Source organism: Pseudomonas sp. GM84 (assembly GCF_000282535.1).
In the GTDB taxonomy this organism is placed as follows: domain Bacteria; phylum Pseudomonadota; class Gammaproteobacteria; order Pseudomonadales; family Pseudomonadaceae; genus Aquipseudomonas.
On the sequence record NZ_AKJC01000105.1, the window covers coordinates 25,188 to 38,092 of the forward strand.

The 12,905-nt window shown below is 62.6% G+C and carries 10 protein-coding genes; 5 read left to right on the forward strand and 5 right to left on the reverse strand.

All coding sequences use genetic code 11. The annotated features are described in order from the left end of the window. Nucleotides 1-107 precede the first annotated feature (107 nt). A complete protein-coding gene (locus PMI38_RS09450) occupies nucleotides 108-4,733 on the forward strand; it encodes a dermonecrotic toxin domain-containing protein (protein ID WP_008093163.1) in 4,626 nt (1,541 codons plus the stop codon). Nucleotides 4,734-4,755: 22 nt separating this feature from the next. On the opposite strand, the gene PMI38_RS09455 is transcribed toward PMI38_RS09450, so the two are convergent. The 4 genes from PMI38_RS09455 to gpmI form a co-directional block, all read right to left on the reverse strand. After that, nucleotides 4,756-5,520 (reverse strand): divergent polysaccharide deacetylase family protein, encoded by a 765-nt coding sequence (locus tag PMI38_RS09455; RefSeq protein WP_008093164.1) that lies wholly within the window; start codon nucleotides 5,518-5,520, stop codon nucleotides 4,756-4,758. Between the two features lie 8 nt (nucleotides 5,521-5,528). Then, nucleotides 5,529-6,848: a S41 family peptidase gene (locus PMI38_RS09460; protein ID WP_008093166.1), complete on the reverse strand. Its 1,320-nt coding sequence runs from the start codon at nucleotides 6,846-6,848 to the stop codon at nucleotides 5,529-5,531. An 80-nt stretch (nucleotides 6,849-6,928) separates the two neighbouring features. After that, a complete protein-coding gene (locus tag PMI38_RS09465) occupies nucleotides 6,929-8,215 on the reverse strand; it encodes a murein hydrolase activator EnvC family protein (protein WP_008093167.1) in 1,287 nt (428 codons plus the stop codon). A 276-nt stretch (nucleotides 8,216-8,491) separates the two neighbouring features. Beyond that, nucleotides 8,492-10,027, reverse strand: a complete 1,536-nt coding sequence (gene gpmI, locus PMI38_RS09470) for a 2,3-bisphosphoglycerate-independent phosphoglycerate mutase (RefSeq protein ID WP_008093169.1) — start codon at nucleotides 10,025-10,027, stop codon at nucleotides 8,492-8,494. Between the two features lie 205 nt (nucleotides 10,028-10,232). Here gpmI and PMI38_RS09475 point away from each other — a divergent pair, with 205 nt between their 5' ends. The 3 genes from PMI38_RS09475 to secB are packed head-to-tail and all read left to right on the forward strand — an operon-like array spanning nucleotide 10,233 to nucleotide 11,427. Beyond that, nucleotides 10,233-10,646: a rhodanese-like domain-containing protein gene (locus PMI38_RS09475; protein ID WP_008093172.1), complete on the forward strand. Its 414-nt coding sequence runs from the start codon at nucleotides 10,233-10,235 to the stop codon at nucleotides 10,644-10,646. 1 nt (nucleotide 10,647) lies between these two features. After that, a complete protein-coding gene (gene grxC / locus PMI38_RS09480) occupies nucleotides 10,648-10,902 on the forward strand; it encodes a glutaredoxin 3 (RefSeq protein WP_008093174.1) in 255 nt (84 codons plus the stop codon). Nucleotides 10,903-10,941: 39 nt separating this feature from the next. Next, the gene (gene secB / locus PMI38_RS09485; protein ID WP_008093176.1) at nucleotides 10,942-11,427 is read left to right on the forward strand and encodes a protein-export chaperone SecB; all 486 of its coding nucleotides are present in this window, start codon (nucleotides 10,942-10,944) and stop codon (nucleotides 11,425-11,427) included. Nucleotides 11,428-11,629: 202 nt separating this feature from the next. On the opposite strand, the gene trmL is transcribed toward secB, so the two are convergent. Further along, nucleotides 11,630-12,091: a tRNA (uridine(34)/cytosine(34)/5-carboxymethylaminomethyluridine(34)-2'-O)-methyltransferase TrmL gene (gene trmL, locus PMI38_RS09490; RefSeq protein ID WP_008093177.1), complete on the reverse strand. Its 462-nt coding sequence runs from the start codon at nucleotides 12,089-12,091 to the stop codon at nucleotides 11,630-11,632. Between trmL and PMI38_RS09495 the strand changes: the two genes are divergently transcribed. Next, a complete protein-coding gene (locus PMI38_RS09495; RefSeq protein WP_043273320.1) occupies nucleotides 12,090-12,527 on the forward strand; it encodes a hypothetical protein in 438 nt (145 codons plus the stop codon). The two genes, trmL and PMI38_RS09495, sit on opposite strands and share 2 nt — an antisense overlap. Nucleotides 12,528-12,905: the final 378 nt, after the last annotated feature.

Genomic DNA, 12,905 nt, shown 5'->3' on the forward strand with positions numbered 1-12,905 from the left:
GGGGAGGGGCAAAGACATGGTGCACGCTCTTCAACGAGCGGACTTTAACCATGGCAAATACCACTCCCCCCACCCTTGTGGCTCTCCACGCACAAGGCGTTCCTCCCATGAGTCGCCCAACCACCCAGCAGGTGGACATTCACACCTGCGTCAAGGCCATGTTCGTCACCCGTCCCACCTTGCGCCAGGTGGTCGACCAGCAGCTTATGCAACGGGTCCAGACGCGCTACCCGTCGATCGCCAGGCGTCGGCCTCAGTTGAAGTCGGCCGAGGCGCTGTTGCTGCTTGCGCCGCACGGTCCTGCACGGCCGTTGCTGGATGTCGTGCTGCAAGCGATGCTCGAGGCGAGGCCGCTGGATTTTTCCAGCGTGAATGGCGCTGACTACAGCTTCCAGGGGGAGCCAGTTGAGGGTGACTTGGTAGAGCCAAAGGTGCTCGCCGCCAGCCTCAATCAATTGCTGCCATTGCTCCCCGAGCACTTTTACCAGGCGCAGATCGCTTTCTGGAATGGCAGCGGTGAAGACATCGACCGCGACCTCTGGCTGCAGCAGATGTTGCGTGCGAGCCTGTTCGACAGTCTGCGCGCCGCCAACCTGGGGGGCGGCGAGCGCACCTGCCTGCAGGATGTACTGTTGGGCAGGCTGGCGGGCATCACCGTGCAGGCCGTGCGCGTGCACCTGCAGGCTGGACCAACGAACTACAGTGAGATCTTGCCCGATCTCCTGATCACTGCCAGCGACGAAGTACGCAAGACGATCTTGAGCTGCATGCCGGGCGGCCAGGTAAAAAGCTTTAACTCCCTGGAGCAATGGGCGTTCGCCTTGCAGCGGCGCATGGGCCAGCGCTTTGCCTTCGACAGCATGAGCTGGGAGCTGTTCACGGGTGATGGCGATGCGTTCGCCCTGCAGAGCGCACTCTTGCTGGAGAGCCTGTTGGCAGATGTCGCGCGGCTGCGGCGCAGCCGTATAGCTACGGTCGCGCAGCTGGAGCAGTTATATGCCCAGGCGAGCGAGCCTGCGAAATTCTTTGCGCCGCTCTCGCCTGAGGTCGATGCGCTGCCAGCCTTGCGCTTTCCGACAAAGCTCAGGGAGGCCGAGCAGCAGGTCCGGACAGCCGTTGCCCAGGCTTTGATCGACCTCACGGTGCTGCAGTCGGCGTTCAAGGCTGACGACGACCGGCTTCTGGTCGAAGACCTGAATACCTACGCTGCGCGGCGCCTGCGCGAAGAGATGCTTGCTGATCATCCGGTGGATGCCAACTATTTTCCCGATGACTTGTTGCTGACGGTCGACACCTTCGTCAACGACCAGCATGGCCTGGGCATCGGCCAAAGGATCGACAGCAAAACCATTACCTTGACCGAATTGGCCATTGCTCGGTTGACGGCAACGAATGACGGCGTGATTACCCATATCGGGCACCGTGAAGACCAGTTGATCATGGACTGGATGAACACGCGCTACCTGCACGAATTGGTGAGCCGGGTCGATATCGGCAGTACCTACCCGATCTATGTCAAAGGGTTGCTGGACGACGAGGCACTGCGCGAGCAGCGGATAGCCAGCTTTGCCGGGCAATGGCGGCTTACGCTGTTGTTCGATGCGTTACGCGCACGGGTACTCAACCAGCTCGACCAAGCCAGCTATCACGCGCTTGGGCGCTTCTGTCGGCAGGGCGCTGACGCCAGTGCCGGCGTCAGGGTCGCACCCTTGGCATTCAGGCGCTCGCCCACCTCCCACCTCACCGAGCGCGTGCACGGCATGTATGTGATCGAAGTGCGCGAAGTGCCGGCCTTGTTGCTGTATTGCCCATTGCTCCCGAACAGCCTGTTTCAGTTCGAGGATGCCAAGGCCTTGCTGGCTGCCATCTGCGAGCCTGGCAATCTGCAGCGTGCGGTGCTGGTGTGGTTTGAGCAGTCACGGCGCGCGATCTACGACAATGGCGGCTTCAATGAACCGCATTTACCGAACTTGTCGCTGGACCCGTTCAGTCCGTCGGACAAGCCAGCGCCCGCCGAGCTGCAGTTCGATTACTGGGACGCAGAGCTGGACACGTGCCTGTTCCACGCCCGGCAGGCGTTGTTGCTCGAGATCGCCGATCGCAGTGCCATGAGTAATAGCCAGGAGCGCTGGGGCTTGCTTGGCAAATTTGCCTGGAGTCTGTTCCACGTTGTCACGCCTGTGTTGCCAGGGCCGTTGGCTACGGTGATCTGGTTGTATGCCGGTATCGAGGAGGTGATCGGTGATGTGCAGGCTTTGAGCGAAGGAGGCGAGCCGATGCTCGAGGCGATCGTCGATGTGCTGGGCAACAGTCTGATGGCGTTGGTTCATCTGCAGGTGCCGGAAGTACGACCTGCCGCTGCCGCTGAGCCAGCCCTGCAACCTTGGCTCGATGCGCTGCCAGGCGCTGACGGCCCTGATGTGCGTCTGCTGCCAGCGCCCACGCCGGGTGAGACTGCACCCCTGGCAACGTTGCAGGCCAAGGCCGACACCTTGCTGGACTTTTCCTGGTGCGGAGTGGGAGGCATCAACGGCCTGTCGCCGTCCCAGCGCGGCAGGCTACGCCAGCTGACTGCGAAAATTTCACTCGCGGGTCTGATGCCCGTGCATTCGAGCCGGGGGGCCGGGTTGTACCAGCAGGGGGCGCATTACTATGCAAAGTTGGGCGGCGATGTGTACGAGGTGCTGGTCGAGGACGATGGTGTGCGCATCGTCGGCACGGATCAGACGGTTGGACCGGCATTGGTGGCTGAGCACGATGTCTGGCGCATCAAGGCCGGGTTGTTCGGTGGTAGTGGCAGGGGGGTGGGAGAGCGTTTGAGCCGGAAACTCGAGCAACGGGTGACCGGTCCGTTGAAAGCTTTGCAGAACTACGTACTCGCCATCAAGCAAAAGGAATCGGGCTATGAAACGCTATCCAGTGAGCTGAATGAGTTGCATGCTTCGTCGAGAAAGCTCAAGCCTCTGCTTGAGCAGCAGCCACCGTTGCAACCCGTTGAACGCGAGAAATTCGACAAGCTCCAGGCGCTTTACCGCGATAAGCAAGCGCGACTTGAAAAGCAGGTGGTGAACAAGCGACGTGAACGGCTGGAGTTGGTGAAGCAGCTTGAAAAGGAACACCTCGGTGCTGAGCAGGCCTTGGTAGCGCTGCACGACAACCCCAACTACATTCCGCAGCCCGCACGGGCTGCACAGGAACGCAAGACGCTGCTCGGGCTGCGACAGAACCTCATCGCCTACCAGATGATCATCATCGACGAAATGGCGGCCCTTGGTAGTTTCGGGCGATATGGGCCGGCACTGGATGCCTACCATGCTGCACCTGAGCAGCAGAAGCCCGCTTTGCTGCAGCGTGCGCGAAGTGTGCTCGAGGAAGCGGTCAATGACCTGCCTACGATGATCGATGCGTCCCTGCAACTCGACCGTTTGATTGCGCTCAGTGATGGCCAGCTGCCGATCCCCTACACAGGGCGCAGAATCCCGCTTGATGAGCTCATCCCGAAAAGACAGAAATCGACAGTGGCGCTTTGCTATTTACAGGCGATGCACCTTGCCGAGCTTGGCTTGCAGATGCGCAAGCTCAGCAATGAGCAGTTTCTCGGTCTGCGCGACGCGGTCGCGAGCAAGCGCTTGCGTGTGGCGGCCAGCGCGCACGACTTGTCGTTCTACTGCGACCTGCCGGTTGCCGAAAGAATCGAGTTGTTGCAGACGGCCTGGGACGAGTATGTCGCGGCCTGGCTCAATGTCGAACGGCTCAAAGGCTTGAGCAGGCAGGTGGTCGACATCAAGTGGCTGCTGGCCTACCAGCAGCAGATGCAGCAGTTGAAAACGCTGGCGGGGGACGCCCTGGTCGCAGCCATGCGTGAGCAGGCCTCAGGGCAAATTGTGGCGCCGGCCCGACCGGTGCACGCACGCATGGCTCTGCAGGTGGCACATACGCGGGACGGGCAGATTGTTCTCGGTGTGGAAAAGGTGGTGGGGGGGCAGGCGCAGTTGCAGGCCAGCGACCCGTTTGGGACAGAGATTCTGCACCGGTTCCACCGTGAGCACGGGGTATGGGTCGAAGAAGTTGCGGTTGAAGAGGCCGAATCGCAGGATCCGTTGCCAGAGGTCGACGCGATGACCGCAGCTGTTGCCCAAGAGCTCCTGCAGGGTAACGGCAAGGTTATCCAGCGCGCTGAAAGCATGGCCGAAAACGATGCGGACGACGGGTCGCTGACTGACACCTTGAACGGGCAGATCAGCGACCTCGAGCATTTCGCTCGGCTGCTCGACGCTGATAGCCAAAGAGCGGAGCTCGTACATGAGCTGCGCGAGGGCGTTGCCGCACTGCGTCAGAAGCGAGTCGATCTGCTGCAGAAGCTCTACACGCGCACCGTCTATCCCAGTGCGCGAGGGCTGCGCTTCCTGCATGAGCAAGGTTTGATCACTGTCGAGTACGTAGGGCCACGCAAGCAGGACTCGAACGGCTATCTGGACGAATACAGAATCAGCCAGAAGGGCAAGCCGGGCAGCAAAGGCAGGTCGCTATGGGCGGCGCATTTTCATTTTGCCGATGCGCAGGCTGCGCCTACGGATTTCGATAAAGGCCATCTCAAGCTATGGAGTCAGCGCCGCCAAGGCTACAAGGACCAGATGATCGCGGCGCAATCGGGGGAAGTGCTGAGGATCTACCGCGGCAACCTGACGCTGCCCCAGGCCAGCGGCATCATTCCTTTCCAAGCGTTGGCTTGACGGCTGAAGCAGACCAGTAGGGTCACCGGTTGCTGTAGATGCCATGCCTGCCGTGTCCAGGCATGGCTTGGTTGCTGCGTTCGGCGATCATCTGCTTGAGGCCGATCAGGGTGATGCCCTGGCTCCGGAGCCGGGGCAGCTCCTGCTCCAGAATGGCCAGCGTCTGCGGATAAGGATGGCCGATCAGCACGGCCGAACCCTGGCGTCGTGCCAGCTCCACGCCCAGGCGAAGTTGCCCGGCGATGGCCTCGGGCGTGCGTGTGTCGTCAAGGAACACATCGCGCGAGACGTGGGCCAGGCCGGTGCGCTGGGCTTCGGCGGCGGCCACGGTGGCTGCGCTGGTACGGCTGTCGACGAAGAACAGATGCCGCTGCTGCAGCTCGCCCATCAACCAGGCCATCGGCTCGCGCTGGGCGGTCATGCGGCTGCCCATGTGGTTGTTGATGCCAGCCGCATAGGGGACTTTGGCCAGGGCGGCCTGGAGCCTGTTGGCAAGCTCCGGCAGCGGCGTGCCGGGGTGCCAGGCGTAGGGGCCGCTGGCCGGATCCATCGGCATGTGCAGGATCACCGTCTTGCCGGCCTTGTGCGCCTGCCGGGCGAAGTCGCTGGCATGCGGGGTGTCGGGCATGATCGCCATGGTGACCGGGCCGGGCAGGGCCAGGGTGCGGCTGTCCCGCTCGCTGCTTTGCCCCAGGTCGTCGATGATGATGCTCATGTAGGCCTTGGCTGGCGCCGCATGTGCGGTGCCAGCCAGCAGGCAGAACAGCGTGAACAACAGATAACGCATGGCAGGTATCAGTGGCCGCCCTTGGTGATGTTCAGGCCCTTGAGCAGGCTCAGCGCCTGGCTCAGCTGGAAGTCGTCGTCCTGTGGCCGCTCCTTGCGCTTGCTGCTGCTGGTCGGGCGGTCGGCGCCGCCGTTGCCGTTGCCCAGGTGGCCCTGCAGGTCGGCTTCCTTGAAGTTCTCGGTGTCGGCCTCGGCCGTGAGCTTGGCGGGGCGCACCTCGATGTCCGGCACGATGCCCTGGGCCTGGATCGAGCGGCCGTTGGGCGTGAAGTACAGCGCGGTGGTGAGCTTCAGCGCGCGGTCGTTGGCCAGCGGCAGCACGGTTTGCACCGAGCCTTTGCCGAAGCTGTCGGTGCCCATCAGCACGGCGCGCTTCTGGTCTTGCAGGGCGCCGGCGACGATCTCCGAAGCCGAGGCGCTACCGCCATTGATCAGCACAACCAATGGCACGCCGTCGCTGGCGTCGGCCGGGTCGGCGGAGAAACGCAGCTCGGAGTTGGCGATGCGACCCTTGGTGTAGACGATCAGGCCTTTGGTCAGGAAGTGGTCGGCCACTTCCACCGCCGACTGCAACACGCCGCCAGGGTTGTTGCGCAGGTCGAGCACAACGCCGCGCAGTTTCTTGCCGTTGTCCTTGCGCAACTTGGCCAGGGCCTTGCCCACTTCCTCGCCGGTCTTGACCTGGAACTGGGTGATGCGGATGTAACCGTAGTCGTTTTCCAGCAGCTGGCTCTTCACGCTCTTGACCTGGATGACCGCGCGGGTCAGCGTCACGTCGAACGGATTGCCGCCGTCACGCACCAGGGTCAGGGTGATCTTCTCGCCCACCTTGCCACGCATCTTGTCCACAGCTTCGGTCATGCTCTGGCCGCGGGTCGGGGCGCCGTTGATCTTGACGATCAGGTCGCCTGCCTGGACGCCGGCACGCGAGGCCGGGGTGTCATCGATGGGCGAAACCACCTTGATGAAACCGTCTTCCTGGCCGACTTCTATCCCTAAGCCGCCGAACTCGCCGCTGGTGCTTTCCTGCAGCTCCTGGAAGTCTTCAGGGCCAAGGTAGGCCGAGTGCGGGTCGAGGTTGCTGAGCATGCCCTTGATGGCGTTTTCCAGCAGGGTCTTGTCATCCACAGGTTCCACGTAGGCCGCTTTGATGCGGTCCAGGACCTCGGCGAAGGTACGCAGTTCTTCCAGCGGCAGCGGCGCCTTGGAGGTCGCCTCGGTAGCCGGCACCGCGGCAGGCTTGGCAGGCTCGGCGGCGTTGGCCAAGGGCGCGCCGACCGACAGGGCAATGGTCAGGGCCAGCTGGGTGAGGCGAGGCGAGTGCAGCATGTCGAACGAACTCCTGATCCTGTAGACGCTCCCTGGGGAGCATCGGCGCAGCGCCTGGCGCTACGCCGTAAAAAATGGACTCAACCTCTGCACCACTGCGCAGGGTCGGTAGGCCGGCCCTGCTGGCGGATGGCGAAGTACAAACCCGCGCTGTCCTGGCCACCGCTGTCGCCAACGGTGGAAATGGCTTCGCCGGCCTTGACGATGTCACCGGCGCTCTTGAGCAGGCTCTGGTTATGGCCATACAGGCTCAAGTAACCATTGCCATGGTCGAGAATGACCAGAAGTCCGGCGCCACGCAACCAGTCGGCGAACACCACGCGCCCGCCGTGTACGGCGCGCACCTGGGTGCCTGGGTTGGCGCTGATCATCACACCGTCCCACTTGGCGCGGGCATCGCTGCCGCGGGCATCGCCGAAGCGCGCCAGCAATCGACCATTGACGGGCCAAGGAAGTTTTCCCCGCGCGGCGGAAAATGCACCGCCGTAGCTGGCGCCGTCGCCGGAAACAATCGGGCCGAGGGTGGTGCGGGCCTTTTTCGGTGGTTCGGCTTCGTCGCGGGCGGCCAGGGCTTGCTGCTGGCGACGTTTCTCGGCTTCCTGCTGGGCGAGCAGGGCTTTCTTGCGTGCTTCCTCGGCCTCGCGGGCCTGGCGGGCCAGGGTTTCCTCGATGGTCTTGAGTACTTTGCCCAGATCGGCCTGGTCCTGTTCGCGGGCCTGCAGCTTCAGGCCGCGGTCCTTCACGTCGCTGTTGAGCTTGGCCAGCACTTGCTGGCGCTTGCCGCGTTCCGCCTCCAGGGCCTGGCGGCGGCTGTCGAGGTCGGCGCGCTGGCTCAGCAGCTGTTCTTGCTGGCGGCCGATGTCCTGTTCGACGTTGGCCAGTTGGCGCAGGGTCTCGTTGAAGGCGCGCAGTTGCTCGGTGCGCGCCTTGCTCAGGTAATCGTAGTAGGAGAGGGTGCGGGCGAACTTCTCGGGGTTCTGCTGGTTGAGCAGCAGCTTGATGTATTCCTCGCGGCCATTGTTCTGGTACGCGGAACGGGCCTGGATGGCGATCAGTCGCTGCTGTTCAATACGGGCGCTCTGGAGTTTTTTTTTCTCGGTATCAAGGCGCTCCAGCTCGCCCTCGGTCTTTTTTAGTTCTTGCTGCAGTGCCTCCACCTGCTTTTCGAGGTTGCCGATGTCGGTCTCGGTGGACTTGAGGTCTTTCTGCACGCCGGCCTTTTCTTCCTGGAGCTTGCCCAGCATCTTCTTGAGCTCGGCGATGTCCTGGCGGGTGGCGTCCAGTTGTTGCTGGGTCTGTGCGCGCTCATCGGCAAAGGCCGGACTGAGCAGGCAAGACAGGGCGAGTAGGATCAGGGCGCGAAGCATGGGGTTTGGCGTACCAGGGATGGAGACTGGCCTAGTATGCCCGCGCGGGCCTGCAAAAAAAACGCCTCGCTGCGGGTGCGGCGGGGCGTTTGTCTGGAATTCATGTGCATGGGGGCTGCTTTGCAGCCCAATCGCTGGCAAGCCAGCTCCCACAAGGCCGACGCTGGCCTGCTCTGTGTGGGAGCAACTGTCTTGCTCAAGTTCTAAAAGCTGACGCGATTCCTGTGGGAGCCGGCTTGCCGGCGATTGGGCCGCAGAGCGGCCCCAGTGCACCCATCAGGCGTCGACCAGAATCGAAGTACCGGTCATTTCCACCGGCTTCTCCAGCCCCAGCAGCTCAAGCATGGTCGGCGCCACGTCGGCCAGCACGCCGCCCTCGCGAACCTTGACCTTGCGCTTGCCGACATAGATGAACGGCACCGGCTCGGTGGTGTGGGCGGTGTGCGCCTGGCCGGTGCACTCGTCTTCCATCTGCTCGACGTTGCCGTGGTCGGCGGTGATCAGCGCTTCGCCGCCCACCTTGTCCAGCGCCTCGACGATGCGACCGACGCAGCCGTCGAGTGCCTCGACCGCCTTGACCGCGGCATCGAACACGCCGGTGTGGCCAACCATGTCGCCGTTGGCGTAGTTGACCACGATCACGTCATAGCGCTGCTGCTCGATGGCTTCGACGATACGGTCGGTGACCTCAGGTGCGCTCATTTCTGGCTGCAGGTCGTAGGTGGCGACCTTCGGCGACGGGATGAGGATGCGCTCTTCGCCTTCGAAGGGTTCTTCGCGGCCGCCCGAGAAGAAGAAGGTGACGTGGGCGTACTTCTCGGTTTCGGCGATACGCAGCTGGGTCTTGCCGTTCTTCGCCAGGTATTCACCCAGCACGTTGTTCAGGCTGGCAGGTGCGAAGGCCGCAGGGGCCGGAATCTTCGCCGAGTACTGGGTCAAGCCGATGTAGGCCGCCAGTTTCGGCAGACGCGCCCGCGGGAACTCGTTGAAATCGGCCTCGACGAACACACGCGACAATTCGCGAGCGCGGTCGGCGCGGAAGTTCATGAAGATCACGGCGTCGCCGTCTTCGACCTTGACCGCTTCGCCGATGCGCGTGGCCTTGACGAACTCGTCGCTCTCGTCACGTGCATAAGCCGCTTCGAGGCCTGCCACGGCGCTGTCGGCGCTGTATTCGGCGACGCTGTCGACGATCAGGTTGTAGGCGGCGCTGACGCGGTCCCAGCGGTTGTCACGGTCCATCGCGTAGTAGCGACCGATCAGGCTGGCGATACGGCCCTTGCCGAGCTTGGCGAAGGCCGCATCGAGCAGTTCGATGGACGACTGAGCGCTGCGCGGTGGGGTGTCACGGCCATCGAGGAAGGCGTGCAGGTAGATTTTCTCGGCGCCACGCTGCGCGGCCAGTTCGGCCATGGCGACCAGATGGTCCTGGTGGCTGTGCACGCCGCCGTCGGAGAGCAGGCCGAGGATGTGCACGGCCTTGCCGGCACCCACAGCCTTGTCCACCGCGCCGGAGAGTACCGGGTTGTGGAAGAACTCGCCGTCGCGGATGGCCTTGGTCACCCGGGTGAAGTCCTGGTAGACGACGCGGCCGGCGCCGAGGTTCATGTGACCGACTTCGGAGTTGCCCATCTGCCCGTCCGGCAGGCCGACATCCATGCCTGAGCCGGAGATCAAGCCATGCGGCTGGCTGGCGCGCAGGCGGTCATAGACCGGTGTGTTGGCGGCATAGATGGCGTTGTATTCGGGGCTTTCGCTGTGGCCGAATCCATCCAGGATGATCAGCACCAGGGGTTTGGGCGTACTCGTCATCAATCAAACTCACGGTTGTTCAAAGATGATAAAGACACGCATTTTAGGGCAAATACGCCACCTGCGGCGAATAATCGTCCTATTGCCTGACCGGCGAGCCCTGTTTGGAACATGAAGTGACTCTCCCGCCCGGCCTGTCGGGCTTTGGCGGTCATGGGGGGCTGTGTATACTGGCCGGCATTTTCAATCGCCTGGAACACCGCTGATGGTTGCTCACCTGATTCAATTCGCGACAGATCACTACATCCTGGTTGCCATCTTCGTCGTTTTGCTGGTTGCCTTGCTGGTCAATGAAATTAGCCGCGGCGGCAAGAGCCTGAGCAATGGCCAACTGACCGCGCTGGTCAACGCCGACAAGGGCCTGGTCATCGATATCCGCCCGTCCAAGGATTATTCCGCCGGCCACATCGTCGGTGCAGTGAGCATCCCGCAGGACAAGCTGGCCAACCGCATGGCCGAGCTGGACAAGCACAAAGAGAAGACCCTGATCATCGTCGATGCGATGGGCCAGCAGTCCGGCATGGTCTGCCGTGATCTGCTCAAGGCTGGTTACACCGCCGCCAAGCTCAGCGGTGGCGTTTCCAGCTGGAAAGCCGATAACCTGCCCCTGGTGAAGTGATATGAAGTCCGTCATCGTCTACTCCAGCGACTATTGCCCCTACTGCATGCGCGCCAAGTACCTGCTCGAGAGCAAGGGCGTGGCCTTCGAGGAAATCAAGGTCGACGGCAAGCCGCAGGTGCGCGCCGAGATGAGCCAGAAAGCCGGCCGTACCTCGGTGCCGCAGATCTGGATCGGCACTACCCACGTTGGAGGCTGCGATGACCTCTATGCCCTGGAGCGCGCCGGCAAGCTCGACGCGCTGCTGGCGGCCTGATTTGCACTGCATTCAAAAACATTAGGATAAGGACCTGCCATGACTGACCAACAGACCAACGGCGCAGCAGCCGAAGACAACAGCCCTCAGTTCTCCCTGCAGCGCATCTACGTGCGTGACCTGTCGTTCGAGGCGCCGAAAAGCCCGCAGATCTTCCGCCAGCAGTGGGAGCCGAGCGTTGCCCTGGACCTGAACACCAAGCAGAAAGGCCTGGAAGGCGACTTCCATGAAGTGGTGCTGACCCTGTCGGTGACCGTCAAGAACGGTGACGAAGTGGCCTTCATCGCCGAAGTGCAGCAAGCCGGTATCTTCCTGATCAAGAACCTCGACGCCCAGTCGATGAGCCACACCCTGGGTGCGTTCTGCCCGAACATCCTGTTCCCGTATGCACGCGAGACCCTGGACAGCCTGGTGACCCGTGGTTCGTTCCCGGCCCTGATGCTGTCGCCGGTGAACTTCGACGCCCTGTACGCGCAAGAAATGCAGCGCATGCAGGAAGCCGGCGAAGCGCCGACCGTGCAGTAATTCTGCTGTTAGTAGAAAGGCGACCCTCGTGGTCGCCTTTTTATTGGCCGGTTGTCTGTGCCGGCCCTTTCGCGGGACAAGCCCGCTCCCACAGGGATATGGCCAGTCCTGAGACCTGTGCAGGAATAAGACCCGCTCTGAATGCAGCACAGGACCTGTGGGAGCGGGCTTGTCCCGCGAAGAGGCCGGTACAGGCCGTGTATCAACTCCCGGCGAACCCTTGTTGCCGCCACGCCTCATACACCGTCACCGCCACGGTATTGGACAGGTTCAGGCTGCGGCACCCCGGCCGCATCGGCAGGCGCAGGCGCTGCTCGGCCGGCAGGCTGTCCAGCACCTCGGCCGGCAGGCCACGGCTCTCGGGCCCGAACAAAAATGCATCACCCGGCTGATAGGCCACTTCGTGGAACGGATGCGAACCCTTGGTGGTAAAGGCGAACAGCCGCGGGTTGCCCAGGCTTTCCAGGCATCCGGCCAGGCTTTCGTGGCGCTTGAGCGTGGCATACTCGTGGTAATCCAGCCCGGCGCGGCGCAGGCGCTTGTCGTCCAGCTCGAAACTGATCGGCTCGATCAGGTGCAGGTCGCAACCGCTGTTGGCGCACAGGCGGATGATGTTGCCGGTATTCGGCGGAATTTCTGGTTGAAAGAGGATGACGTGAAACATGCACGGCTCCAAGCATGAAGATGACGAGCATTCTACCCCTGAAGCGGGCCTGCGATCGAAGGGCTTCCCGCGTGTGCTGCTGTCCCTTGCGATCGTCGGCGTGATGGTGGGGCTGATGATCGGTCGCCTGACGTCGCCGGATGAGCGTGTCCTGGAACAGGTGGACGTGGTGCAGGATGGCCTTGACCTGTGGTTCAACGAAGAGCCGAAGCTGCACGGTGAGCATGTCGAAGGGACGGTTGCGGTGTTGTTCGAAGCCCAGGGCAAGGCCCAGCGTGGGCAATTGAGCCTGCAGGGCAAGCCGGTGGGTTGGCGTTTGCAGAAGAGTGAAGAGGGGTTGCTGTTGACCCTGGTGGCCGCGCGCCCTCTGCACGGCGAGTGGGCCGGTGCAGAAGACGCTGGGCGCTGGCGTGTGCAGGTACGGCTGCACGAATAAAAGAGGGGATTTCCCGGCCTGCCTGTACCGAGGTCCCCAAAACTTGCGCGGACTGCGAATAAAAGAGGGGTTCACCCGGCCTGCCTGTACCGAGGCCCCCGAAACTGGAGATGTCTTGGTTATTGCAGGGGGCGTGCCAGTTTTGCAAAGCCCGGGAATATTGGGCTTTCAGTGGGATTTGGCCGGGATTCGAGGGGATTTGTGCCTTGCCAAGGTGCAGGTGGCACAGCTTCGGTGCAGGACTCGTCGATTTGGCGGGGTCGTTGTGGGAGCAACTGTCTTGCTCAATTTCTAAAAGCTGGCGCGATTCCTGTGGGAGCGGGCTTGTCCCGCGAACACCGGCGAAGCCGGTGCCATGCTCCGCGCTGCCTGTTTCGC

Coding starts and splice junctions, on each gene's coding strand:
- PMI38_RS09450 (WP_008093163.1), top strand. CDS start 108: ATGAGTCGCCCAACCACCCAGCAGGTGGACATTCACACCTGCGTCAAG.
- PMI38_RS09455 (WP_008093164.1), bottom strand. CDS start 5,520: ATGCGTTATCTGTTGTTCACGCTGTTCTGCCTGCTGGCTGGCACCGCA.
- PMI38_RS09460 (WP_008093166.1), bottom strand. CDS start 6,848: ATGCTGCACTCGCCTCGCCTCACCCAGCTGGCCCTGACCATTGCCCTG.
- PMI38_RS09465 (WP_008093167.1), bottom strand. CDS start 8,215: ATGCTTCGCGCCCTGATCCTACTCGCCCTGTCTTGCCTGCTCAGTCCG.
- gpmI (WP_008093169.1), bottom strand. CDS start 10,027: ATGACGAGTACGCCCAAACCCCTGGTGCTGATCATCCTGGATGGATTC.
- PMI38_RS09475 (WP_008093172.1), top strand. CDS start 10,233: ATGGTTGCTCACCTGATTCAATTCGCGACAGATCACTACATCCTGGTT.
- grxC (WP_008093174.1), top strand. CDS start 10,648: ATGAAGTCCGTCATCGTCTACTCCAGCGACTATTGCCCCTACTGCATG.
- secB (WP_008093176.1), top strand. CDS start 10,942: ATGACTGACCAACAGACCAACGGCGCAGCAGCCGAAGACAACAGCCCT.
- PMI38_RS09495 (WP_043273320.1), top strand. CDS start 12,090: ATGCACGGCTCCAAGCATGAAGATGACGAGCATTCTACCCCTGAAGCG.
- trmL (WP_008093177.1), bottom strand. CDS start 12,091: ATGTTTCACGTCATCCTCTTTCAACCAGAAATTCCGCCGAATACCGGC.